Origin of the sequence: Nonomuraea aurantiaca, assembly GCF_020215705.1 — a bacterium.
GTDB lineage: Bacteria > Actinomycetota > Actinomycetes > Streptosporangiales > Streptosporangiaceae > Nonomuraea > Nonomuraea aurantiaca.
In genome coordinates this window covers 27,517-50,298 of sequence record NZ_JAIWNB010000010.1, presented here as the reverse complement: position 1 = coordinate 50,298, position 22,782 = coordinate 27,517, and the positions used below count along the sequence as shown (strand labels likewise).

The following is a 22,782-nucleotide window of genomic DNA, read 5'->3' as shown; positions in this document are numbered from 1 at the left end:
CACTCGATGGATCAGAGCACCACCACGCAGGACCCTGAACACGGAGAAGGGAGAGCCGATGCCGACGCGAGACCCCGCGCGTCCAGCGGGCCGGCCGCGCGGGCCCGGGCAGGCGCCCGTGCGCATCCCGGCCAGGCGGAGCGCGGGCGACGTGCTGGCGGGCCTCGGCGCGCTCGCGGTGCTCGTGGCGATCGTCGGCGGCGTGCCGTACGCGCTGCTCACGTTCGTCGGGCCGCCGATCTCTCCCGAACTGCTCGATCTCGACGTGCTCAACAGCCGCGTGGGGCCCAGCACGATCATGGCCGTCCTGGTGCTGTTCGTGTGGCTGGCCTGGCTGCAGTTCTTCTCGTGCGTGATCGTCGAGGTCTACGCGGGCGTACGCAGGGTGGGCATGCCGGCCAGGGTGCCGCTCTCCGGCGGGTCCCAGGCGCTGGCCAACAAGCTCGTCTCGGCCGTGCTGGTGCTGTTCACCGCCGGGGCGATGGTCGTGCCCCTCGTCAAGCTGGCGGCGCCGCCGCCCACCGCGCCGCCCATGACGACGGTCGCGTACTCCGCGCCGATCGTGGAGCAGCCGATGGAGGCGCAGGCCACCAAGAAGGTGTACGTGGTCCAGCCGCCCCACGGCCGGCACCACGAGAGCCTGTGGGAGATCGCCGAGAAGTGCCTGGGTGACGGGCGCCGATACCCGGAGATCTACCGGCTCAACCAGCACAAGGAGCAGCCCGACGGCACCCGCCTGCGGATGGCCGACCTGATCAGGCCGGGCTGGGTGCTCGACATGCCCGAGGACGCGCGCCACGCGCACGTCGTGCCGGTGAACCAGGCGCGGGCCCAGACACTGAAGCAGCACCCGGCGGGCTCGCACGGCGAACACCAGCGGGTCGCCGACGAGGCGCGCCAGACCTCCAGCGTCAAGCAGGGGCCGGCGCACGCACGCCACGAGACCGGAGCCGAGCAGCCCGTCGTGCAGAGCCCCGCCGCCGACCTGACCGACTACCTGGCCGCCGCGTCGCTGGCCGCGGCCGGTCTGCTGGTCGTGCTGGCCAGGCGGCGGCGCGAGCAGCTGTGGCGGCGCGCGTTCGGCCGCCGCATCGTCCGGCCGCGCGACGATGCGGCCAAGGCCGAGGTCGCGCTGAGGCTGGGCGCCGACGCGCCGGGCACGCGCATCCTCGACATCGGGCTCAGGTTGCTCGGCGCCGAGCTGGCCACGCAGGGCCGCACCCCGCCGACCGTCTACGCCGCCCACCTGTCGCCACGCAACCTCGACCTGTGGATCCACCCGCCTGACGGCGACGCGCCCGCGCCGTGGACGGCCCAGGACGGCGGCCAGGTGTGGCGGCTGGCCGCGCACGAGGGCCGCCTGCTGGAGGAGCAGCCCGGCGGCGCCCCGTACCCCGGGCTGGTCTCGCTCGGCGCCGACGAGAGCGGCCGGGTGCTGATCGACCTGGAGGCGGCGCAGGGCCTGATCAACATCCGCGGCCCGCAGACCACCGCGGCGCTCGCGGCGCTGGCCGTGGAGCTGGCGACCAACCGCTGGTCCGACCGGATGCGCATCACGCTCGTCGGCTTCGGCGACGAGCTGACGGCGATCGCGCCCGACCGGATCAGGGCCGTGGGCAGCCTGGCCGAGGTGCTGCCCGAGCTGGAGGCCACCGCCGCCCCGCGCCAGGAGGTGCTCACCGGGCGCGTCACCGGCAGCCCCCGCGACGCCCACTACCTGCTGTCCGCCGTGGCCCCCACCCACGAGGAGGCGCGCCGCCTGGCGCTGCTCGCCCGCAAGGACACCGCCGGATACGTGGTGACGGGCGACGTGCCGCACGCCACCTGGACCCTGGAGATCACCGAAGACGGCAAGGCGAAGATCGCCGAGCTGGGCTTCGAGGTGACCGCCCAGCTGCTGCCGCGCCGCCACTACCAGGCACTGATCGACCTCTTCCGTACGGCGGAGCAGCTCGACGGCGAGGCGGTGCCCGAGGCGGAGCCGTTGGAGGAGCTGGCGCCACCCGCGGTGGAGGTCAGGATGCTCGGCCCCATCGAGATCGTCGGCCGCGATCCGCTCGAAGAGGGACGGATGGCGCTGGCCACCGAGCTGCTGGTCTACCTGGCCACGCATCCCGGCGGCGTACACCCCGTCGTGCTGGGCGGCGTCCTGTGGCCGCGTGGCGTGCAGCCCATGGTCAGGGACGCCACGATCGCCAGGGTCGTCGACTGGCTGGGCCGCGAGCACCTGCACGTCGACGAGGCGGGCAGGCTGCGGCTGGGGCCCGCGGTACGCACCGACTGGGCGCTCTTCCGCGAGCTGGTCCGCCGCTCGCACGGCGATCCCACGGCGCGGACCGTACTCCTGGAGAAGGCGCTCGGCCTGGTCAGAGGCCCGTTGCTGAGCGGGCGGCCGCTCGGGAGATACGCGTGGCTGGCAGGCGACGACCTTGAGTACGACGTCGCGGCCGGGGTCGCCGACGCCGCCCACCGGCTGTGCGAGCTCCGGCTGGCGCACGGCGAGCCGGACGCCGCGGTCGCGGCCGTACGCGCGGCCCTGCTGCTCGCCACCGACGACGAGGGGCTCTGGCGCGACCTGCTGCGGGCCACGCACGCCACCGGGGACGTGCTGCGGCTCCGGACGGTCGTCGAGGGGCTGACCAGGCGCGCGTCCTCCCACCCCTATGGCGGCGGGATGGCACCCGAGACCGAGGCGCTGATCGACGAGCTGCTGCCGTCGTGGCGCATCCACATAGTGAGGGAGTCGACGGCATGAGGCGGATGGCGGTAATGCTGGCGCTCCTGCTCGCGGCGGGCTGCGGCCCGCCCGAGCGGCCGTACACCCCCAGTGACGTGGCGACCCCCGTCACCGGCGATACCGCCGCGGCGCCCGCTCCCACACCCGCCCAGTCCAAGACGGTCGAGGTCGGCGACGAGCTGAAGGTCAAGGTGGAGAAGGGGAGCTCGGCCAGTGCCCTGCAGCGGCTCTTCGCCGACTACTACGTGGAGCGGTGGAAGGCGGTCGTCATCGGCGACACCGGTTACCTGCGTCATGTCGAGCCGTCCATGATTCCGCGGGCCGGCGAGTGGGTGCGCGGGTTCGCCGACCGGCAGGAGTCGGCGCGCGGCGTCGCGCGTCTCTACAGGCTGCGGATCACGTCGGTCATGGGCAAGGGAGCCCAGGTCGACACCTGCGTGGACGAGCGGGGTGTACGCCTCGTCTCCACGCCCACAGGCAAGGCCGTCGCGCGCCAGCCCGACTGGGTGCGCGCTCCTTACCTCCAGGCCGTGCTCGCGCATCGCGGCGACGACGGTGTGTGGCGGATCAGGGAATTCCGCCAGGACAAAGAAGGGTGCACCTGATGAATCCCCTGATCCCGGTGCTCATGGCAGGCTCGCTCCTGCTGGCCGCACCTACGCCCCCACCTTCCACGGACGCCACGGCGACCAACAACGGCAGAACGAGAACCCTCACTCTCAGGGACTCCAAGATCGTGGTCAGCGGCGACGTGGGCAAGGGCGGCAAGAGCGACGGCTACCGGATCAAACGGCCCTGCTGGTACGAGCCGGGGCTCAGCGCCGACGAGATGCTCAAGTTCCAGACGGACTCGAAGACCCAGTTCGCCAGGGTTAAGGCCGACGAGGACAGTTTCAATAAGTTCGTCCAGCAGTTCAAGGACAAGAAGGGGCAGCCGGGGAACTGGTGGACGCCCGCCTACGACGCGTCCGACCCCAACGGCGCCACCTGCTGGGCCGGGCTCGAACTGTTCGTCTTCGTGCCGCCGAACGACACTCCGCCCTCCGGCATCACCTTCGAGCAGCTGGCCGAGATCGCGCGGGCGGCGATCACCGTGCCCCAGCCGACGGTCAAGCTGAGCCCGGACGCCAAGAGCTTCGTCAACCTGCCGACGTTCGTGTGGCTCGAAGGCATCGGTCAGCCTCGGCGCACGGCGACCGCGACGCTGCCCGGCGTCATGAGCGCCACCGTGGTCGCCACGCTCCAGGACATCAAGATCGACGCGGGCACCGGCAAGGACCGGGCCGAGGTACGCGAGCAGTGCGGGGCCACCGGCAAGCCGTACGCCAAGGGGGCCGCCTTCACCTGTGGCGTGCAGTATCTGCGCTCGTCGATCGACCAGCCGCGGCAGGTCTACCAGCTGACCGTGACGACCGTGTGGCCGGTGACCGTGGCGGACCGGGCGGTGCCGGTGCAGTTCGCGCCGGTCCAGGTGGGGGCGACCCGCGACGTGCCGGTGGGTGAGGTACAGAGCAACGTCAGACCCTAGACGGCGTCCTGACGAGTGCTTCAGGCGACGACGGCGGCGAGCGGGGCCAGCTCCGGCAGCTCCGCCGCCTCCGCCAGAACCTCCTTGAGCACGGTGTCGTGCGTGGGGCCGGCCTGGGCGAGCAGCTCGCGGCCGGCCGGGGTGACCTCGGTATAGATGCCCCTGCGGTCGTCCTCGCACAGGTAGCGGGACAGCAGCCCACGGTTCTCCAGCCGCGTCACCAGACGGGTGGTGGCGCTCTGGCTCAGCACGACCGCGCGGGCGAGCTGCTGCATGCGCATGTGCCAGCCGTCCTGGCGGCCCAGCACGTCGAGCACGGTGTACTCGCTCACGCTCAGCTCGTGTTCCTTCTGCAGGGCCCGCTCCAGCCGGTCCTCGATCCTGGCGTGCAGCGCGGCGAGCGTGCGCCAGCCCTGGGCGCGCGCCTCGACGGCGTCATCGGCTAGCGGCATGTGACACCTTCCCAGACAAGGTTGTATGGTCGTTTAGTCGGCGCGTGCAAATAATGTCTACGCTGACTAACGTCGTCTGAGGAGTATTCTATGCCACTCGCCCTGTTCGCCCTCGCGATCAGCGCCTTCGGCATCGGCACCACCGAGTTCATCATCAACGGGCTGCTGCCGGAGCTGGCCGCGGACTTCGCCGTCACGATCCCCGCCGCCGGCCTGCTCGTGTCCGGGTACGCCCTGGGCGTGGCCATCGGCGGGCCGCCCCTGACCATGCTCGGCGGCCGGTTGTCCCGCAAGACCATGCTGCTGTCGCTGATGGTGCTGTTCATCGTGGGCAACCTGCTCTCCGCGCTCGCCCCCTCGTACGGCGTGCTCATGGTCGGCCGGTTCCTGTCGGCGTTCGCGCACGGCGCCTACTTCGGCGTCGGATCCGTGGTGGCCGCCGATCTGGTCGCTCCGCAAAAGCGGGCCAGCGCCATCGCGCTCATGTTCACCGGCCTGACCCTGGCGAACGTGCTCGGGGTGCCGCTCGGCACCTGGATCGGGCAGGCGTTCGGCTGGCGGGCGACGTTCTGGGTCGTGGTGGCCATCGGCGTCGCCGGGCTGATCGGCGTGCTCGTCCTGGTGCCCGCCCAGCCGCGGCCCGAGGGCGGTGGGATGCTGCGCGAGCTGGCGACCTTCCGCAAGGGCGGCGTATGGCTGGCGCTGGCCATGACCGTGTTCGGGTTCGCGCCGGTGTTCGCGGTGATCACCTTCATCTCGCCGATCATGACGGGCGTCGGGGGTTTCTCCCCGGGTGCCGTGCCGGTCGTCATGGCCCTGTTCGGGGTGGGGCTCGTCGTCGGCAACCTGATCGGCGGCCGGCTCGCCGACCGCGCCGTCATGCCGAGCATCTACGGCTCGGTGGCCCTGCTCGCGCTGCTGGGCCTGGTCCTCGCGCTGGTGGCGGGGAACCAGGTGGCGTTCATCGTGACGATCACCCTGTTCGGGGTGGCCGCCTTCGCGACCGTGCCGCCGCTGCAGACCCGGGTCCTGGACGCCGCCGCGGGTGCGCCGACGCTGGCCTCGGCGGCCAACATCGGCGCCTTCAACCTGGGTAACGCGATCGGGTCGTTCGTGGCGGGGCTGACCATCGACGCGGGCTTCGGCTACACGGCTCCGGCCTGGACCGCCGCGCTGCTCGGGCTGACCGGGCTGGCGGTGGCGGGACTCGCCGGCGTGCAGTCCCGCCGCCAACTCGTCCCGGCCGCCTGACAACGCCACCGGCGCCGTGCCTCCGGCTCAGCTGAACAGCTCGTCCACGCTCAGCGCCGTCACGGCCCGGACGGTCCAGCGGTCGAGGAGGCTCTGGTCCGTGCATGTGCGGATGCGGGACCGAGCCTCCTCGGGCACCGAGATGTCGCGTGCGTCCAGAAATCCCAGGATCAACTGAGCCGGCGTCCGCTCCGGCTCGCCCCTGTATTCGTGTGCTCCGCCCATCCACCCAATCGTACAGAGAGCTGCCGGGCCATGACGGGGAGTTGCTAGAGCCGGCCGGACTCGTGGGCGAGCAGCCACTCCTTGACCGGTACGCCGTAGTAGTAGCCGCCATAGCCGCCCGAGCCGGGCAGCACGCGATGGCAGGGGACGAAGGGGGCGATGAGGTTCTGGGCGCAGGCCGACCCGGCCGCGCGGGCCGCCGTCCTGGGCATGCCGGCGCGTTCGGCCAGCTCGGCGTACGAGACCGTGGTGCCCGGCTTGACCTCCCGGAGCGCCTGGTGGAGGCGCTTGCGGGTGGCCGAGCCCGGCTGCTCGACCGGGATGGCGTCCAGGGCCAGGAGGTCGCCGTCCAGGTAGTCGCGTACGGCCTGCGCGGCGGCGCCCAGGTCGCCGACCACGTCCAGCCCTTCGGCCTGCAGCGCGGGCGACAGCCGGACGAACATGTCCGAGGGGTCGGCGGTGAAGCCGGCCGCGACCAGTACGCCGTCGCGGCACAGCAGGGACAGCGGGCCGATCGGGGTCGGCATGACTTGGGCGTCGATCATGAGGAGCTCCAGAGATGCAGGGCGGCGTAGGCCCGCCAGGGCCGCCACCGTTCGATGTGATCGTCGGGAATGCCCAGGCAGGCCATGCGCTTCTTGAGCACCAGGTCGCCGATGGGCCAGGCGTCGGGGTCGCGGAGGGCGCGCAGCGCGACATAGCTGGCGGTCCAGGGGCCGATGCCGGGAACGTCGAGCAGCTCGGCCACGGCCTCGCCCGGATCCTGCCCGCCGTCGAGGTCGATCCGGCCCTCGGAGACGGCGATGGCCAGCTCCTTGAGCGTCGCGACGCGGCGGTTGGTGAGCCCCAGCCCGGTGAGGTCCGCCGCGAGTAGCTCCGCGGCGGTGGGGAACAGGTGCGTCAGCCCGGGGCGCTCGGTGAGCCGGCCGGCCCGCGAGACGATCCGGCCGAGCAGGGTGCGGGCGCCCGCGACGGAGATCTGCTGGCCCACCACGGCGCGTACGGCCAGCTCGAAGCCGTCGAACGTGCCCGGCACCCGCAGGCCGGGCCGGGACTCGATGAGCGGGCGCAGGGAGGTCTCGCCCAGCGCGGCCGCGATGGCGTCGGGGTCGGCGTCGAGGTCGAGCAGGCGGCGGCAGCGGGCCACGATGCGGGCCAGCTGCCGGGTGTCGTCCACGGCGACGTCGAGCGCGATGTGGCCGGGCTCGGGGGTGAGCGTGATCGTCCCGCCGGGAACGGCCCGGCTGTAGGACGTGGGGCTCGCCACCTCCAGGCCGGGGATCGCGCGCGAGGTCAGGAAGGAGAACACGCCCGCGATGTCGTACGGCTCCCGCCGGTGCAGGCGCAACCGGAGCGTCGCGGGCCCGGCCACGACCTCGACCGCCGACGGCGCGGAAACGGAAGGGCCGCCCGCGGTCGCGCGGAGCTCGCTGGGCGTGAACCCGTACGTCTCCCGCATCGTGGCGTTGAACTGCCGCACGCTCCCGAACCCGGCCGCGAACGCCACCTCGGTGACCGGCAGCCGCGTCTCGGTCAGCAGCTGCTTGGCCAGCAGCAGCCGCTTGGTCCTGGCCACCGCCAGCGGCCCCACGCCCAGCTCGGCCACGAACAGCCGGTGCAGGTGCCGCTCGGTGATGTGCAGGCGCGTGGCCAGCCCCGCCACGCCGCGCTCGTCGGCGGCCCCGTCGTCGATCAGCCGCAGCGCCCGCCCGATGAGGTCACCGCGCAGGTCCCATCCGGGGTCGCCGGGGGAGAGCTCCGGGCGGCAGCGCTTGCACGGGCGGAAGCCCGCAGCCTCGGCCGACGCCGCGTGCCGGTAGAACCGCACGTTGCGCGAGGCCGGCGTGCGAGCCGGACAGATCGGGCGGCAGTAGATCCGCGTCGAGGTCACCGCCGTGTAGAAGCGCCCGTCGAATCGGGCGTCCCGGGCGGCGACCGCCCGGTAGCAGGAGTCGAAGTCGAGCTCAAGTGGTGACATGACACCGAGCGTATGCGTTCGCCCGGCCCATCGACTGGCGGGAATCGGACCTGATCGTTAAATCGCTGGCCAGCAGGTCAAACCCGCCGACCAGCGGAAATCGGACATCACTTCGACAAGCCGCCCACAGTCACTTCGACGAGACGCCCACACCCAGGTCGAACTCCCGGTAGACGCGCGCCCAGAACCCGTCGCGCAGCCACACCCGCGCCTCCGGGAACGGCCGCAACGAGTGGCCGAGCTCCTTCTCCGCCTCGATGAGCAGCTCGGTGTCGATGACCGTCGGCAGGATCGGACCTGGCAGCAGGTCGCGGATGTTGTCGCGGCCACGCGTGAGGATCCACTTCTGTGCCACGTGCTCGCCCACATCCTCGACGCGTGGCCGGCTGGGCCCGAGCTTGGCCACCTGGCCGGGCTTGACGTGCGGTTTGACGGGCGCGCGCCCGGCGAACACCTGCGCGGGCGACGGAGCGGTCACCGGCGGGGCGACCGGAACGGGTTGCGGAGCACGACTGAAAAAGGGCCTCAGGAATTCAGCAGTGATCACTTCCACGGTGTCCGACTCCCAAACCAGCCGTTCGGCCTGGTTGGTGCCGTACGGCGGCTCGACGCCCCACAAGTGGATGCGCACCCCGTACGCCTGCGCCGCCTCCACCGCGGGGACCATGTCCTCGTCTCCGGCGAGCAAGATCGTGTCAGTCACCGCATGATGCCGGGCCAGGGCCTCCAGATCGCTCCTGATCTGCGCGTCCACACCCTTCTGCTGGCCACGGGCGTTCAGGTTGCCAAGCCGTACCTTGACCCAGGGCAACTGGGCGATGACCCGCTGATCGACGGTCGGCACACGGTCGCGAGCGGCGTCATACCAATAGATCCGCAGCAGTTCGCCAGATATACGTTCCAGCGCATGTTTCTGTAGACTCTGGATCAGCTCGTCGGCGGCAACTCGATATTCTTTGCGCTCCTTGGCGCCCAGCAGCACTTCGCCTGCGGCAGCATAGAGATAACCGACGTCCACCAGGACGGCGTACTTCGCTGCCACAGCATGCGGCATGAGGTCTGGGATGGCCATGTGTCCTCCAGGCCGCGGTTAGTTGATCGGCTGACTATATACGCCTACTTTCTCTAGATAGTCCCAACTCCTCGAGAACTTGACACCCGATTCCCGGGATCTATCTCGGTAGAGCGCTCATCCGCCAACCCGACTTCCCCGGTGCGGCTGCCTTACGCATCGCTCTCGCCGGGTTTCGCCATGTTTGACTTCGCGCTACGACCGCCGGCTCCGGTGCGGCCTGCTGCCGGGTGGCGAGGACGGCCACGAGGGCGGCGATCTCCTCCGGCGTGGCGTCCCCACAAACAATCCGCAGATAGGCGCTCATAGCGGGATGTTCCCATGCTTCTTCGGCGGCAGCGAGGCTCGCTTGTTCCGTAGCGCCCGCAGCGCCCTGACGACCTGAGCCCGGGTCTCGGCGGGTCTGATCACCGCGTCGACGTAGCCGCGCTCGGCCGCGATGTACGGGTTGGCCAGCGTGTCCTCATATTCGGTCACCAGCCTGGCCCGCTCGGCGTCGGCGTCGTCGCCCGCCGCGGTGAGCTCGCGCCGGTAGAGGATGTTGACGGCGCCCTGCGCGCCCATGACCGCGATCTGCGCCGTGGGCCACGCCAGGTTGACGTCCGCGCCCAGGTGCTTGGACCCCATGACGTCGTATGCCCCACCGTACGCCTTGCGGGTGATGACCGTCACCAGTGGCACGGTCGCCTCGGCGTAGGCGTAGAGGAGCTTGGCGCCGCGGCGGATGATTCCGTTCCATTCCTGATCGGTCCCTGGGAGGAATCCCGGGACATCTACAAAAGTCAGGATAGGGATATTAAAAGCATCACATGTTCGAATAAAGCGGGCTGCCTTCTCGGAGGCGTTGATATCCAGGCACCCGGCGAAATGCATGGGCTGGTTGGCCACCACGCCCACCGCCTGCCCGTCGACCCGGCCGTACCCGACCACCACGTTCGGCGCGAACAGCGCGTGGACCTCCAGGAACTCACCGTCGTCGAGCACGTGCTCGACGACCCGGTGCATGTCGTAGGGCTGGTTAGCGGAGTCCGGGATCAGCAGGTCGAGCTCGGGATCCGGCTCCAGGTCGGCGGCGCCCTCGAACACCGGCGCCTCGTCCAGGTTGTTGGACGGCAGGTAGGACAGCAGCGCCTTGACGTAGTCGAGCGCGTCGCTCTCGTCGGTGGCCTGATAGTGGGCCACGCCCGACTTGGTGTTGTGCGTGTGCGCGCCGCCGAGCTCCTCGAAGGTGACCTCCTCGCCGGTCACCGTCTTGATCACGTCGGGCCCGGTGATGAACATCTGCGACGTCTGGTCGACCATCACCACGAAGTCGGTCAGCGCGGGGGAGTAGACGTGCCCGCCGGCCGCGGCGCCCATGATGAGCGAGATCTGCGGGATCACGCCCGAGGCGTGCACGTTGCGCTTGAAGATCTCGGCGTACAGGCCGAGCGCGACCACGCCCTCCTGGATGCGGGCGCCGCCGCCCTCGTTGATGCCGATGATCGGGCAGCCCGTCTTCAGCGCCAGGTCGAGCACCTTGACGATCTTCTCGCCGTAGACCTCGCCGAGCGAGCCGCCGAACACGGTCACGTCCTGCGAGAACACGCACACCTGGCGCCCGTCGATCGTGCCATGGCCGGTGATCACGCCGTCGCCGTACGGTCGCCTGCCCTCCAGCCCGAACATCGTGGACCGGTGCCTGGCGAACTCGTCGAACTCCACGAACGAGTCCTCGTCGAGCAGCGCCAGCACCCGCTCCCGCGCGGTCATCTTGCCCTTGGCGCGCTGCTTGGCCACGGCCGCCGCCGAGCCGGCGTGGACCGCCTCGTCAAGCCGGCGCTCCAGGTCGGCGATTTTGCCGGCGGTGGTGTGAATGTCCGGCGGGTCCGGTACGGCGTCGGCAGCAGTCATGCGCGCAACATTAACCCGGCTCCTACAGTGGATCCATGACGGAGGCGGTTCGCACGCACGGCCTGTTCAAGCGCTACGGCCCGCAGATCGCGGTGGCCGGCATCGACCTCGTGGTCCCGGCAGGCAGCTTCGCCGGGCTCGTCGGCCCCAACGGCGCCGGCAAGACGACCTCACTGAGCATGATCACCGGGCTGCTCCGCCCCGACGGGGGCCAGGCCGAGATCGACGGCTTCGACGTGTGGCGCGATCCCGTCGAGGTCAAGGCCCGCATCGGCGTGCTGCCCGAGGGGCTGCGGCTGTTCGAGCGCCTGTCGGGCCGCGAGTTACTCCTCTACAACGGCAGGCTGCGCGGCATCCCCAAGGCCGACGTGGAGCAGCGCGCCGGCGAGCTGCTGCGGGTGATGGACCTGGCCGACGCGGCCGACAAGCTCGTCGTCGACTACTCCACCGGCATGCGCAAGAAGATCGGCCTGGCGGCGGCGCTGCTGCACAACCCGTCCGTGCTCTTCCTCGACGAGCCGTTCGAGGGCGTCGATCCGGTCAGCGCCAACACGCTCACCGAGGTGCTCTGGCGCTACACCGCGTCGGGCTCGACCGTGATCTTCTCCAGCCACGTGATGGACCTCGTCGAGCGGCTCTGCGACTGGGTGTCGGTGATGAGCGCCGGGCACATCGTGGCCCAGGGCCCGCTGGAGAAGGTACGCGCCGGACGCAGCCTCAACCAGGCGTTCCTGGAGCTGGTCGGCGGTCCGCGCGACAACGGCGACTCGGGCCTGACCTGGCTCGGCCGGGGCAAGCAGGAGCCGGCGTGAACACTGTCGCGCTCTTCGCCCAGCTCAAGCTCCGGCTGCTGGTCGGCAACCTCCGAGGCGACATCCAGCGCAAGCTCGGCTTCGTCTTCACCCTCATCATGTCCGTGTTCGTGAGCGTCATCGGCTTCCTGCTCATGAGTCTGCTCCGGCTGGCGCCGCACGACGTCGCGGCGTCGATCGTCGTCGTGGTGTTCTCGGCCATGCTCATCGGCTGGATGGTCGTGCCGCTGCTGGCGTTCGGTCTGGACGACACGCTCGACCCGGCGCGTCTGTCGCTGTTCCCGCTGCCCACCCACCGGCTCGCGGTCGGCATGTTCACCGCCTCCGCCACCGGCGTCTGGCCGCTGGCCACCCTGATCATCACAGCGGGCGCGCTGGTGGGGCTCGCCACCGGCGTCGGCGGTGTCCTGCTCGGGATCGTCGCCGTGCTCCTGCAGTTCGCGCTCTGCCTGGTCGCCTCCCGGCTGGTCACCACGGCGCTGTCCAGCGCCCTGCGCACCAGGCGCGGCCGGGACGTGCTGGCCGTGGCCGCGATCTTCGTCGTACTGCTCGCCCAGCTGCCGAACCTGCTGATCAACAGCGACATCGGCGACCCGGCGGGGATGCTGCGCGGCGTCGCGGCCCTGCTCAGGTGGACACCCTCGGGCATGGCCGCGCACGCGATGGCCGACGGCGGCCTGACCGGACTGGCCGAGCTCGCCGTCGTGGCCCTCGTGGTCGTGGTGGTCGGCTGGCTGTGGATCAAGGCGCTGAGCCGGGCCCTGGTCACACCCGACTCCTCCACCCGCGCGGCCTCCGTACGCAGGGGCAGCGGCCTGGTCGACCGCTTCGTGCCGAGCGGGCCGCTGGCCGCCGTGGTCACCAAGGAGCTCAAGTACATCAGGCGCGAGCCCCGCTACCGGGTCGGCTGGTTCTCCTCCGTCGTGGTGGCCCTCGTGCTGGGCTTCTCGGTCACCCGCTCCGGAGAGGTCGGGGCGTCGATGCCGATCCTGCTCACCGCGTCGGCCGGGATGATGATCGCCCTGCAATCGGCCAACTCGTTCGGCATCGACGGCCGCTCGCTCTGGATGAACGCCGTGACCATGGGCTCGGAGCGCGGCCTCAGCACCGACCTGGCCGGGCGCCACCTGGCCGGCGCGCTGGTCGCGGCGCCGCTGCTCGCGCTGCTCGCCGTCGGCGCCGGGCTGTTCGCCGGCCACCCGGAGGCGATCGTCCCGGCAATCCTCATCGGCCTGGGCGCGCTCGGCACCGGCTTCGGCGTCGGCTCCGTGACCAGCGTCGTCATCCCCTACACGCTGCCCGAACGGATGAACGCCTTCAGCGGAGCCGCGCCCGGTCAGGGCGGCCAGGCGTTCGTCTCCGGCCTCGGCGCGCTGCTGGGCATCTCCCTCCTGTCGCTGCCGTTCGTGGTGCCGCTGCTCTTCGGGCTGCTCTGGGTGTCCGTGCTCGCGCCGTTCTACGGTCTGCTGGCCGAGGCGCTGGGCCGGCGGCTCGGCGCGAAGATCGGCTTCCCCCGGCTCCCCGAGCTCCTCGCCGCGGTGTCCCGGCCCACCTGACCATTGGTCTAGTCCAATACGTGAGACCGCCTTACGGACATTCCACCCTTGTGGATACCGTGGAAGCATGATTGACCAGGGGATTGAGCGTCGCAGTGCCGCGGTCACCGAGATGCCCGATGAGCTGCGCAAGGACGTGCGATTGCTCGGCAAGCTGCTCGGGCAGGTGATCGCCGAGCAGGGCGGCGAGGATCTGCTGGCCGACGTCGAACGCCTGCGCAAGGCCGTGATCGCCGCCCGCAGGGGCGAGGTCACCGGTGACGAGATCACGGCCATGGTCGCGCAGTGGGAGATCGACCGGGCCGTACAGATCGCCCGCGCGTTCACCTGTTACTTCCATCTGGCCAACCTGGCCGAGGAGCACTACCGCATCCGCATCCTGCGCGAACGTGACACCGAGGGCCGGGTGGAGCGGGAGTCGCTGGCGGAGGCCGTACACGAGCTGGGACAAGAGCGCGTCGCCGAGCTGGTCGAGGGGCTGGAGCTGCACCCGGTCCTGACCGCGCACCCGACGGAGGCGCGCCGGCGCGCGGTCGTCACCGCGATCCAGCGGATCAGCGGCCAGCTCAGCGAGTACAACGCCGCCGGGCGCGGCGCCTCCGAGCGCGCCGAGAGCCGCCGGCGGCTGCTGGAGGAGATCGACCTGCTGTGGCGTACGGCCCAGCTGCGCTCCACGAAGCTCGACCCGCTCGACGAGGTACGCACGGCCATGGCCGCCTTCGACGAGACGCTCTTCCGCATGGTGCCGCAGGTCTACCGCTCGCTCGACGCGGCGCTCGGCGACGGCTCCGGCACCCGCCCGCCGCTGGCCAGGCCCTTCATCCGCTACGGCAGCTGGATCGGCGGCGACCGCGACGGCAACCCCAACGTGACCGCCAAGGTCACCCGCGAGACCGTCCAGATCCAGTCCGACCACGTGCTGACCGCCCTCGAGACGGCCTGCACGCGCATCGCCCGCACGCTCACCGCGGCCGAGCAGTTCGCGCCGCCGTCGCCGGAGCTCAGGGCGGCCCTGGCCGCGGCCGTCGACGCCCATCCCGAGGTGGTCTCGGAGATGGCCACCCGCTCGCCGAGCGAGCCGCACCGGCAGTGGCTGATGTTCGTGGCCGCCCGCATCGCCGCCACCCTCCGCCGCGACCTCGACCTCGCCTACCGCGCGCCGGCCGAGCTGCTCGCCGACCTGCGTCTGGCCCAGGACTCGCTCTCCGGCCACGCCGCGCGTCAGGCGTACGGGGAGTTGCAGCAGCTCATCTGGCAGGTCGAGACATTCGGCTTCCACCTGGCCGAGCTGGAGGTACGCCAGCACTCCCAGGTGCACGCGGCCGCGCTGGAGGAGATCAGGGCGGGCGGCGAGCTGTCGGAGCGCACCGAGGAGGTGCTGGCCACGATCCGGGTGATCGCCTGGATCCAGGAGCGGTTCGGCGTCACCGCCTGCTCCCGCTACGTCGTCTCCTTCACCCGCTCCGCCGACGACATCGCCGCCGTCTACGCGCTGGCCGAGCACGCGCTCGGCAAGCGCGCGCCCGTGCTCGACGTGGTGCCGCTGTTCGAGTCGGGCCAGGACCTGGCCAACTCCCCGGCCGTGCTGTCCGGCATGCTGGAGCTGCCGCCGATGCGCGAGCGGCTGGCCGCCAACGGCCGGCGCATGGAGATCATGCTCGGCTACTCCGACTCGGCCAAGGAGCTCGGCCCGGCCGCCGCGACACTCCGCCTGTACGAGGCGCAGGAGCAGCTGACCGCCTGGGCGCTGGAGCGCGACGTGAAGCTGCGCATGTTCCACGGCCGCGGCGGCGCGCTCGGCCGTGGCGGCGGCCCCGCCAACCGCGCGGTGCTCGCCCAGGCGCCCGGCTCGGTCGCCGGCCGTTTCAAGGTCACCGAGCAGGGCGAGGTCATCTTCGCCCGCTACGGCCACATCGCCATCGCCCGCCGCCACCTGGAGCAGGTCACGAACGCGGTGCTGATGGCCTCCTCGCCCTCGGTCGGCTCCCGCACCGCCGCCGCGGCCGACCGCTTCCGCTCGCTCGCCGAGCAGGTGGCCACGGCCTCGGAGCAGGCCTACCGCTCGCTCACCGAAGCCCCCGGCTTCCCCGAGTGGTTCGCCCTGGTCAGCCCGCTGGAGGAGATCGGCTCCCTGCGCCTCGGCTCCCGCCCCGCCCGCCGCGGCCTCGGCGCCCCCCGCTCGCTCGACGACCTGCGCGCCATCCCCTGGGTCTTCGCCTGGGCCCAGACCCGGGTCAACCTGCCCGGCTGGTACGGCCTGGGCACCGGCCTGGCCGCGGTGGCCTCACTCGAGGAGCTGAAGGCGGCCTACGCCGAGTGGCCGCTGTTCAACGCGCTGCTCGACAACGCGGAGATGTCGCTGGCCAAGACCGACCGGTCGATCGCCGAACGCTACCTGGCACTCGGCGGCCGCCACGACTTCGCCCGCCAGGTCATGGAGGAGTACGACCGGACCCGCAGCCTGGTGCTGCAGGTCACCGGCCACACCCGGTTGCTGGAGAACCGCAAGGTCCTGTCCCGCGCCGTCCAGCTCCGCGACCCGTACGTGGACGCGCTGTCGCACCTGCAGCTTCGCGCGTTGACGGCCATGCGCACCGGCACCCTGTCGGACCACGAACGCGAACGCCTCTCGACGCTGCTCCTGCTGTCGGTGAACGGGGTGGCGGCGGGCCTGCAGAACACCGGCTGACGTCAGCCGAGGCTCTCGAAGAAGGCGCTGATGTCGGCGGTGATGGCCGCTGTGGCGGTGTGGGCCGTGTAGTGGCCGTGGGCCGGGGCTTCGAGGGTCTTCCAGGAGACGATGCCGGTGTGGTCGCGCTCGGCGAAGGCGCGGATGGATTTGAAGTCGCCCTCCGCCATGGCCAGCGCCGTCGGCACGGTCGTGGGCTCTTTCGGCGTCTCCATACGGGCGTTCTCCCAGTACAGGCGCAGGGCCGAGCCGGCGGTGCCGGTGAACCAGTGGATCGCCGCGTTGGTCAGCACGAAGTCGTCGTCGAGGTCCTCGTCGAGGAGCTGGGCGAGCCAGCCGAGCAGCCCGGCGGGTGAGTCGGTGATGGCGTGGGCGAGCGTTTGCGGCTGCTGCGACTGCAGGACGTTGAAGGCGCCCTTCTCCTTCCAGAACCAGTCGAGTACGGCCAGCCCGGCCTGGTCCTCCTCGCTCAGGTTCGCGAACTCGGCCGGGTCGCCGGAGGGGAAGGAGAACAGCTGCGTCACATGGACGCCGACGACGTGCTCGGGGGCGAGCCGGCCGAGCTCGGGGGAGATCATCGAGCCCGCGTCGTTGCCCACCGCGCCATAGCGGTCATAGCCCAGGCGGGACATCAGCTCGGCCCAGGCCCGGGCGATGCGCTGGTTGTTCCAGCCGAGCTCGGTGGTCGGGCCGGAGAAGCCGTAGCCGGGGAGTGACGGCACGACCAGGTGGAAGTGCCGCGACAGCGGTTCGAGGGCGTTGAGGTATTCGACGATCGAGCCCGGCCAGCCGTGGGTCAGGATCAGGGGCAGGGCGTCGGGGTTGGCCGAGCGGACGTGGATGAAGTGGATGTTCTGCCCGTCGATCTCCGTGGTGAACTGCGGGTAGGCGTTCAGCCTGGCCTCCTGGGCCCGCCAGTCGAAGCCGTCGAGCCAGTGGCCGACCAGGCGGCGTAGCCGCTCCACGCCCACGCCCTGTTCGGCGCCCGGGATCTCGTCGGTGAAGCGGGTCATGGCGAGGCGGGTCCGCAGGTCGTCGAGGTCGGCCTGCGGGATCTCGATGCGGAAGGGGTGCACGCTCATCGGGGGCTCCTTGTCGGAACGGGTTGTTCTGTTCCAATGATAGCAGAACGGAACGCTTTATTCCGCAATAATCCGCTCCGAACCCGCATACACGTTGCACCGCTGCCCGCGCAGGAACCCGACGAGCGTCATGCCGAACTCCCTGGCCAGGTCCACGGCCAGCGACGAAGGGGCCGACACGGCGCACACCGCCGGGACGTCCGCGGCCAGCGCCTTCTGCATGATCTCGTAACTGGCCCGGCCGCTGACCATCAGCACGTGCTCGGCCAGGGGGAGCCGCTGGCCGAGTGATGCCCAGCCGATCAGTTTGTCCACCGCGTTGTGCCGGCCCACGTCCTCCCTGAGCGCCATCAGCGTCCCGTCGGGCCGGAACAGGCCGGCCGCGTGCAGGCCCCCGGTCTTGCCGAAGACGCCCTGGCCCGCCCGCAGCGCGTCCGGCAGGCCGTACAGGATCTCGGGGGTGAGTTCGAGGGTGCCGCGGGGGAGCGGCGCGCAGCGGTCGTGCAGGTCGTCGAGGCTGGCCGAGCCGCACACGCCGCAGGCGCTGGAGGTGAGGAAGTGGCGGTCCAGCGAGGGCAGGTGGGGGATCGGGCCGTGCAGGCGTACGGTGACCGTGTTGTAGCGGGCCTCCGGCGGGAGGTCCTCGTCGGTGCAGTACGCGATGGCCGCGATGCCGCCGGGCTTGACCAGGCCCTCGCCGTGCAGGAACCCGGCGGCCAGCTCGAAGTCGTGGCCGGGCGTGCGCATGGTGATGGCGACGGTCTTGCGCGTTCCGTCCAGCGCGGTGAGCCGGATCTCCAGCGGCTCCTCGGTGGCGAGGTCGTCGCGTCGGTCGCGGACCGTGGAGCCGGACAGCTCGCGGACACGGATGCGGGTGGTGGGACCCACGCGGGTCAGCCGGTCGGTCATAGCCGCCGCACGGTGACGAGCGCGTTGTAGTCGGGGATCCTGGCCTGGGGCGAGCGCCTGGCCTCGTCGAGGAGTACGTTGCCCTCCGGCCAGTGGATCTGCAGGTTGCCCGGCATCACGGGGGCCCGGAGGATCTTTCCCCCGTACGTACGCTCGCCCGAACGCAGCTCCACCGGAGTGCCGTCGGGCAGGCCGAGGCGGTCGGCGTCATAGGGGCTCATCAGCACGGCCTCGCGCATCGCGCCGTTGAAGCCGTCGAGGCGCTCGTGGACCATGCTGTTGAACTGCTTGCCGCGCCGCGTGGCCACCATGAACGTGCCGTCGGGGCGCTCCAGCGCGGGCGGCTCGACGGCGGAGAACACGCCCCGCCCGTCAGGGGTGTTGAAGCGGCCGTCGGCGAACAGGTGGCGCCCCCCGTACTGGACGTTGTCCCCGAAGGCCTTGAGGTCGGATATGCCCTGGTAGAACGGCACGGCCTGCTCGATCTCCTCGCGGATCCGCGAGGTCCCGGTGAAGCGGACTTTTGCCGAAATTTCGGGGTTTGTGTGGGCGGCCAGTTCGCCGAAGATCTTCCACTCCGGCCACGCCTCCCCGATCCGCGGCCCCTCGATCTCGGGCGAGAAGATGATCCGGCGCTCGGTGGACGTCTCGGTCACCCCGCCGGTCATCTCGTAGCGGGTCTGGGCGGGCAGCAGCAGCACGTCGCCCTCGGCCGGCACCAGCATCTGCGAGGACAGCACGATGTCGATGTGCACCCGGAGCTTGAGCCGGGCCAGCGCCTCCCGGCAGTAGCCGGGATCGGGCAGCACCTCCAGGAAGTTGCCGCCCGAGGAGATGAGCGCGTCGAGGTCGCCCGAGTGGGCCGCGTCGATCATGTCGGTCGCGGTCAGACCCGGCGCCGTCGGCACCTCAAATCCCCAAATATCGGTAAACTTTGCGGCGTTTTCTGGCGTGATCGGCAGGCCGCCCGGCAGACCGGTGGCGTACGCGCCCATCTCGGCCCCGCCCTGCACCCCGCTGTGCCCGCGGATCGGCATCAGCCCGCAGTTGTCACGCCCCAGAAACCCGCGTGCCAGGGCCAGGTTCACGATCGACCGGACGTTGTCCTCGCCGAAGGCGTGCTGCGTGATGCCCATCGACCAGACCAGCACCGCCGACTTCGCCTCGCCGAGCAGCCGGGCCAGCCGGAGCATCTCGTCGCGGGTCGCCCCGGACAGCGCCTCCAGAGACTCCCACGACTGGTCCGCCAGCGCTTGGCGCACGTCATCGAAACCGGAGGTCCGCTGGTCGACGAACGCCTTGTCCACCCAGTCGTTCTCGATCAGGTGCTTGAGCACACCGTTGAGGAAGCCGATGTCGCCGCCCACGTTCACGCCGAAGAACTCGTCGGTGATCTTCGTCCCGAACACCGCCGACTCAGCGTTCGACGGCACCCAGTAGCGGTCCATGCCGGGCTCGCGGTAGGCGTTGACCATGGCCACACGGGTGCCGGCCTTCTTGGCGTGATAGAGGTACTTCATCGCCACGGGCTGGTTGTTGGACGGGTTCGACCCGATGAAGACGATCAGGTCGGAGCCGATCCAGTCGGTGTAGGAGCAGGTGGTGGCCGCCGCGCCGATCGTCTGCTTGAGCGCGACGGTCGAGGGGGAGTGGCAGATGCGCGCCGCGTTGTCGACGCTGTTGGTGCCCAGCGCGCGGACCGCCTTCTGCGCCACATAGTAGTTCTCGTTCGGCATGCCGCGGCTGGTCAGGTAGGCGCCGAAGCGCGCGTCCCGCAGCCCGCCGGCGGCCACGCCCAGCGCCTCGTCCCACGAGATCCGCCGGAAGCCCGGCTCACCCGCCCGCCGGAGCATGGGGTACGGAAGCCGACCCAGCTCCCGCAACTCGGCGCTCTTCCTACCGGCCAGCCCGGAGACGTCCTCCAGCAGCGAGACGTCGAGCGCCGGCATGGTGTTCAGCGGCAGCAGCCGCAGCCGGATGTTGCACAGGTGGATCTCGTCCATCGTCCAGTCGCGCATGCCCCGCGTGCCCAGCGCGCACCCGTCGCACGTGCCCTGCTGGAGAATCCGCCAGGCGTAACGCCTGTTGCCCTTGACCGATCGAAACGCCTTCAGCAGTTCCAGATAGTTGTTCGGCTTGCGCAGCCCGAGGCCGAACGGCCGCCACGAGGCCCAGTTACGCGGATCCAGACGTCTGCTCATGTCCCCATCTTCCCCGCGTGGGGCGCCAGAGGACAGTCGAGCTTGGGCGAAGATGGAGGAATGCCGGACTCGCGCTACTCCGACCTCGACCGCCCGCCCCTGTCCGAGGTGGCGCTCAACCGCGCCCTCGTACACCCTGGCAGCCTGTGGACCGGCGTGAGCGTCGTCGAGAGCACCGGCTCGACCAACGCCGACCTCGCCGAGAGCGCGAGACAGGGCGCCGAGGAGGGCCGGGTCCTGGTCGCCGAGTCGCAGGTGGCCGGCCGGGGCCGGCTGGGCCGCACCTGGACCGCGCCGCCGCGCTCAGGCCTGACCGTCTCCGCCCTGCTCCGCCCGCGGGTGCCCGTCGCCGCGCAGGGGTGGCTGGCGCTGCTGTACGGCGTGGCGGCGGCCTCGGCCGTGCGCCGGCTGGCCGAGGTGGACGTACGGCTCAAGTGGCCGAACGACCTGCTGATCGGTGAACGCAAGCTGGCCGGGATCCTCGCCGAGCGGGCAGATGACGCCGTGGTCATCGGGATGGGCCTGAACGTCTCGCTCAAGCCCGAGGAGCTCCCGGTGGAGACGGCGACCTCGCTGGCCATCGAGCAGGCCGCGTGCGTGGACCGGGATCCGCTGCTCAGGGCCGTGCTCAGGGAGGTCGAGAGGCACTACCGCGACTGGTCCGAGGCGGGCGGCGACGCCGACGCGTGCGGCCTGCGCGCCGCCTACCAGGCGTCGAGCGCCACCATCGGGCGGCAGGTACGGATCGAGCTGCCCGGCGACCAGGTGCTGACCGGCCAGGCGACCGGCATCGACCAGGCCGGACACCTCCAGGTGACCGCCCATGGCCAGCGCCACACCTTGAGCGCGGGTGACGTCGTCCACGTTCGCGCGTCCTCGTAGCCCCGGGGGCGCGGAGGTGGCACCATTTGCCCATGACCCTCCCCGACCACCACTTGACGCAGGGTGAGCGACGCATCAGGTCGTTCCACCCGCACTGGAAGCGGCTCGTGGTGCCCTTCATCGCGCTCGTGCTGATCGTCGCCGCCTCGGGCGTGGCGCTCTTTCTCATCCCCGGCAGCTTCGAGTACGCGAGCTACGCCAGGATCGCCGTCGGCATCGTGGCCGTGCTCCTGCTGACGATCTGGTCGTTCGTGCCGTACCTGCAGTGGAAGAACACCGGCTACGTGCTCACCACGCACCGCTTCACGATCAGCATGGGCGTGCTCAACAAGTCGACGGACGAGATCCCGATGGCCAAGGTCAACACGGTCAGCTCCGACCAGACCTTCTTCGAGCGCATCCTCGGCTGCGGCACGCTCACCGTCGAGTCGGCGGGCGACCGGGGGCAGATCGCCCTGCGCGACATCCCCCACATCCAGGACGTCAGGACCGACCTGTTCCGCCTCCTGGAGGACGCCTCCGACGGAGATATCGACGGCCATTGAACAGGCCCACCGCTGAGGAGATCGACCGGCTGCTGGTCGGCATGCCCGCCCGTCACACCAAGGCGGGGGTGTCGGCCGAGGCCGGCGTGTCGCCGGCGCTGGCGGAGCGCATCTGGCGGGCGCTGGGCTTCGCCTCGCTCGCCGACGACGCGGTGGCGTTCTCCGACGGTGACGTCGACGCGCTGCGCCGGGTGAGCAGGATGCTCGACAGCGGCCTGCTCGATGAGCAGACCGTCATCCGGATGGCCCGCGCGCTCGGCCAGACCACGGCCCGGCTGGCCCAGTGGCAGGCCGAGATCATGATCGGCGCGATGCTGCCGCCCGGCGAGCGGCCGTCCGACGACGACCTCGGCCGGGTGCTCGACACGGCCCGGCAGCTGCTGCCCGACTTCGAGCAGGTGCTGATCCACGTCTGGCGGGCCCAGCTGGCCGCCGCGGGCACCCGCCTGCTGTCCGTCGCCGACCTCGACGAGGAGAACATCCCCGCCCGCGTGTCGATCGCGGTGGGCTTCGCCGACCTCGTCTCGTTCACCCGGCGCGCCCGCGAGCTCGACGAGCGGGAGCTGGCCGCGCTGGTCGAGGGGTTCGAGGCGCGGGCCTCCGACGTGGTGGCCGCGCACGGCGGCCGGCTGGTCAAGACGCTCGGCGACGAGGTGCTGTTCACCGCCCAGACCCCGGCCGACGCGGCGGCGATCGCGCTCGACCTCGTGGAGCCGGGCGACCTGCGCATCGGCCTGGCCTACGGGCCGGTCCTGCCCATGATGGGCGACGTCTTCGGCACGACGGTAAATCTTGCCGCCCGGCTCACCGCCATCGCCCGGCCCGGCACCATCGTCGTGGACGCCGAACTGGCCGAGGGTCTCGACGGCGAGACGGGCTTCGAGCTCCGCAGGATCCGGCGCCGGCCGGCCCGGGGGCTCGGGATGGTGCAGCCCTATGCCTTGCGGAGATCATCCCCTTGACACAAGAT

At 71.0% G+C, this 22,782-nt stretch carries 20 protein-coding genes; 10 read left to right on the top strand and 10 right to left on the bottom strand.

Features of this window, described 5'->3' with window-relative positions; all coding sequences use genetic code 11:
- Positions 1-58 precede the first annotated feature (58 nt).
- From LDL49_RS23815 to LDL49_RS23805, 3 genes are read left to right on the top strand one after another with little or no spacing between them, the layout of a single operon-like run.
- A complete protein-coding gene (locus LDL49_RS23815) occupies positions 59-2,755 on the top strand; it encodes a BTAD domain-containing putative transcriptional regulator (RefSeq protein ID WP_225293484.1) in 2,697 nt (898 codons plus the stop codon).
- Positions 2,752-3,342, top strand: a complete 591-nt coding sequence (locus tag LDL49_RS23810; RefSeq protein ID WP_225293482.1) for a hypothetical protein — start codon at positions 2,752-2,754, stop codon at positions 3,340-3,342. The genes LDL49_RS23815 and LDL49_RS23810 overlap by 4 nt, the downstream gene beginning before the upstream one ends.
- Entirely contained in the window at positions 3,342-4,265 is a 924-nt protein-coding gene (locus tag LDL49_RS23805; RefSeq protein WP_225293480.1) for a hypothetical protein, read from the top strand. Before LDL49_RS23810 ends, LDL49_RS23805 begins: the two co-directional genes overlap by 1 nt.
- Positions 4,266-4,285: 20 nt before the next feature.
- Here LDL49_RS23805 and LDL49_RS23800 read toward each other — a convergent pair whose 3' ends face one another.
- Entirely contained in the window at positions 4,286-4,717 is a 432-nt protein-coding gene (locus tag LDL49_RS23800; RefSeq protein ID WP_225293478.1) for a MarR family winged helix-turn-helix transcriptional regulator, read from the bottom strand.
- A gap of 90 nt (positions 4,718-4,807) precedes the next feature.
- Between LDL49_RS23800 and LDL49_RS23795 the strand changes: the two genes are divergently transcribed.
- Complete coding sequence (locus tag LDL49_RS23795) at positions 4,808-5,968, top strand: MFS transporter (protein ID WP_225293475.1); 1,161 nt, start codon at positions 4,808-4,810, stop codon at positions 5,966-5,968.
- Between the two features lie 27 nt (positions 5,969-5,995).
- Here LDL49_RS23795 and LDL49_RS23790 read toward each other — a convergent pair whose 3' ends face one another.
- The 6 genes from LDL49_RS23790 to LDL49_RS23765 all read right to left on the bottom strand — a co-directional run bounded on the left by LDL49_RS23790 (position 5,996) and on the right by LDL49_RS23765 (position 11,136).
- Entirely contained in the window at positions 5,996-6,193 is a 198-nt protein-coding gene (locus tag LDL49_RS23790; protein ID WP_225293473.1) for a hypothetical protein, read from the bottom strand.
- 44 nt (positions 6,194-6,237) lie between these two features.
- On the bottom strand, positions 6,238-6,738 hold the full coding sequence (locus LDL49_RS23785; RefSeq protein ID WP_225293471.1) for a methylated-DNA--[protein]-cysteine S-methyltransferase: 501 nt from the start codon (positions 6,736-6,738) through the stop codon (positions 6,238-6,240).
- Positions 6,735-8,171, bottom strand: a complete 1,437-nt coding sequence (locus LDL49_RS23780) for an Ada metal-binding domain-containing protein (RefSeq protein WP_225293469.1) — start codon at positions 8,169-8,171, stop codon at positions 6,735-6,737. The genes LDL49_RS23785 and LDL49_RS23780 overlap by 4 nt, the downstream gene beginning before the upstream one ends.
- Before the next feature lie 130 nt (positions 8,172-8,301).
- On the bottom strand, positions 8,302-9,243 hold the full coding sequence (locus tag LDL49_RS23775) for an NYN domain-containing protein (RefSeq protein WP_225293467.1): 942 nt from the start codon (positions 9,241-9,243) through the stop codon (positions 8,302-8,304).
- 100 nt (positions 9,244-9,343) lie between these two features.
- The gene (locus LDL49_RS23770) at positions 9,344-9,550 is read right to left on the bottom strand and encodes an acyl-CoA carboxylase subunit epsilon (RefSeq protein ID WP_225293465.1); all 207 of its coding nucleotides are present in this window, start codon (positions 9,548-9,550) and stop codon (positions 9,344-9,346) included.
- Complete coding sequence (locus LDL49_RS23765; protein ID WP_225293464.1) at positions 9,547-11,136, bottom strand: acyl-CoA carboxylase subunit beta; 1,590 nt, start codon at positions 11,134-11,136, stop codon at positions 9,547-9,549. The genes LDL49_RS23770 and LDL49_RS23765 overlap by 4 nt, the downstream gene beginning before the upstream one ends.
- A 35-nt stretch (positions 11,137-11,171) precedes the next feature.
- Here LDL49_RS23765 and LDL49_RS23760 point away from each other — a divergent pair, with 35 nt between their 5' ends.
- The 3 genes from LDL49_RS23760 (at position 11,172) to LDL49_RS23750 (ending at position 16,193) form a co-directional block, all read left to right on the top strand.
- Complete coding sequence (locus tag LDL49_RS23760) at positions 11,172-11,948, top strand: ABC transporter ATP-binding protein (protein WP_225293462.1); 777 nt, start codon at positions 11,172-11,174, stop codon at positions 11,946-11,948.
- The gene (locus LDL49_RS23755; RefSeq protein WP_225293460.1) at positions 11,945-13,504 is read left to right on the top strand and encodes a hypothetical protein; all 1,560 of its coding nucleotides are present in this window, start codon (positions 11,945-11,947) and stop codon (positions 13,502-13,504) included. Before LDL49_RS23760 ends, LDL49_RS23755 begins: the two co-directional genes overlap by 4 nt.
- 67 nt (positions 13,505-13,571) lie before the next feature.
- Positions 13,572-16,193, top strand: coding sequence for a phosphoenolpyruvate carboxylase (locus LDL49_RS23750; RefSeq protein WP_225293457.1), 2,622 nt, complete (start codon positions 13,572-13,574; stop codon positions 16,191-16,193).
- 2 nt (positions 16,194-16,195) lie between these two features.
- Here LDL49_RS23750 and LDL49_RS23745 read toward each other — a convergent pair whose 3' ends face one another.
- Genes LDL49_RS23745 through LDL49_RS23735 form a run of 3 tightly spaced genes read right to left on the bottom strand, consistent with a single transcriptional unit; the run spans position 16,196 to position 20,385 of the window.
- The gene (locus tag LDL49_RS23745) at positions 16,196-17,275 is read right to left on the bottom strand and encodes an epoxide hydrolase family protein (RefSeq protein ID WP_225293456.1); all 1,080 of its coding nucleotides are present in this window, start codon (positions 17,273-17,275) and stop codon (positions 16,196-16,198) included.
- Between the two features lie 57 nt (positions 17,276-17,332).
- Positions 17,333-18,184, bottom strand: a complete 852-nt coding sequence (fdhD, locus tag LDL49_RS23740) for a formate dehydrogenase accessory sulfurtransferase FdhD (RefSeq protein WP_225293454.1) — start codon at positions 18,182-18,184, stop codon at positions 17,333-17,335.
- Positions 18,181-20,385 (bottom strand): FdhF/YdeP family oxidoreductase, encoded by a 2,205-nt coding sequence (locus tag LDL49_RS23735; RefSeq protein ID WP_225293452.1) that lies wholly within the window; start codon positions 20,383-20,385, stop codon positions 18,181-18,183. The genes fdhD and LDL49_RS23735 overlap by 4 nt, the downstream gene beginning before the upstream one ends.
- 60 nt (positions 20,386-20,445) lie before the next feature.
- Here LDL49_RS23735 and LDL49_RS23730 point away from each other — a divergent pair, with 60 nt between their 5' ends.
- The 3 genes from LDL49_RS23730 to LDL49_RS23720 are packed head-to-tail and all read left to right on the top strand — an operon-like array spanning position 20,446 to position 22,774.
- Positions 20,446-21,267: a biotin--[acetyl-CoA-carboxylase] ligase gene (locus LDL49_RS23730; protein WP_225293450.1), complete on the top strand. Its 822-nt coding sequence runs from the start codon at positions 20,446-20,448 to the stop codon at positions 21,265-21,267.
- A 32-nt stretch (positions 21,268-21,299) separates the two neighbouring features.
- Positions 21,300-21,812, top strand: coding sequence for a PH domain-containing protein (locus LDL49_RS23725; protein ID WP_225293448.1), 513 nt, complete (start codon positions 21,300-21,302; stop codon positions 21,810-21,812).
- Positions 21,813-21,853: 41 nt separating this feature from the next.
- Positions 21,854-22,774, top strand: coding sequence for an adenylate/guanylate cyclase domain-containing protein (locus LDL49_RS23720; RefSeq protein WP_225293961.1), 921 nt, complete (start codon positions 21,854-21,856; stop codon positions 22,772-22,774).
- Positions 22,775-22,782: the final 8 nt, after the last annotated feature.

Coding starts and splice junctions, on each gene's coding strand:
- LDL49_RS23760 (WP_225293462.1), top strand. CDS start 11,172: ATGACGGAGGCGGTTCGCACGCACGGCCTGTTCAAGCGCTACGGCCCG.
- LDL49_RS23810 (WP_225293482.1), top strand. CDS start 2,752: ATGAGGCGGATGGCGGTAATGCTGGCGCTCCTGCTCGCGGCGGGCTGC.
- LDL49_RS23780 (WP_225293469.1), bottom strand. CDS start 8,171: ATGTCACCACTTGAGCTCGACTTCGACTCCTGCTACCGGGCGGTCGCC.
- LDL49_RS23785 (WP_225293471.1), bottom strand. CDS start 6,738: ATGATCGACGCCCAAGTCATGCCGACCCCGATCGGCCCGCTGTCCCTG.
- LDL49_RS23725 (WP_225293448.1), top strand. CDS start 21,300: ATGACCCTCCCCGACCACCACTTGACGCAGGGTGAGCGACGCATCAGG.
- LDL49_RS23750 (WP_225293457.1), top strand. CDS start 13,572: ATGATTGACCAGGGGATTGAGCGTCGCAGTGCCGCGGTCACCGAGATG.
- LDL49_RS23770 (WP_225293465.1), bottom strand. CDS start 9,550: ATGAGCGCCTATCTGCGGATTGTTTGTGGGGACGCCACGCCGGAGGAG.
- LDL49_RS23800 (WP_225293478.1), bottom strand. CDS start 4,717: ATGCCGCTAGCCGATGACGCCGTCGAGGCGCGCGCCCAGGGCTGGCGC.
- fdhD (WP_225293454.1), bottom strand. CDS start 18,184: ATGACCGACCGGCTGACCCGCGTGGGTCCCACCACCCGCATCCGTGTC.
- LDL49_RS23745 (WP_225293456.1), bottom strand. CDS start 17,275: ATGAGCGTGCACCCCTTCCGCATCGAGATCCCGCAGGCCGACCTCGAC.
- LDL49_RS23815 (WP_225293484.1), top strand. CDS start 59: ATGCCGACGCGAGACCCCGCGCGTCCAGCGGGCCGGCCGCGCGGGCCC.
- LDL49_RS23765 (WP_225293464.1), bottom strand. CDS start 11,136: ATGACTGCTGCCGACGCCGTACCGGACCCGCCGGACATTCACACCACC.
- LDL49_RS23805 (WP_225293480.1), top strand. CDS start 3,342: ATGAATCCCCTGATCCCGGTGCTCATGGCAGGCTCGCTCCTGCTGGCC.
- LDL49_RS23775 (WP_225293467.1), bottom strand. CDS start 9,243: ATGGCCATCCCAGACCTCATGCCGCATGCTGTGGCAGCGAAGTACGCC.
- LDL49_RS23720 (WP_225293961.1), top strand. CDS start 21,854: ATGCCCGCCCGTCACACCAAGGCGGGGGTGTCGGCCGAGGCCGGCGTG.
- LDL49_RS23790 (WP_225293473.1), bottom strand. CDS start 6,193: ATGGGCGGAGCACACGAATACAGGGGCGAGCCGGAGCGGACGCCGGCT.
- LDL49_RS23730 (WP_225293450.1), top strand. CDS start 20,446: ATGCCGGACTCGCGCTACTCCGACCTCGACCGCCCGCCCCTGTCCGAG.
- LDL49_RS23795 (WP_225293475.1), top strand. CDS start 4,808: ATGCCACTCGCCCTGTTCGCCCTCGCGATCAGCGCCTTCGGCATCGGC.
- LDL49_RS23735 (WP_225293452.1), bottom strand. CDS start 20,385: ATGAGCAGACGTCTGGATCCGCGTAACTGGGCCTCGTGGCGGCCGTTC.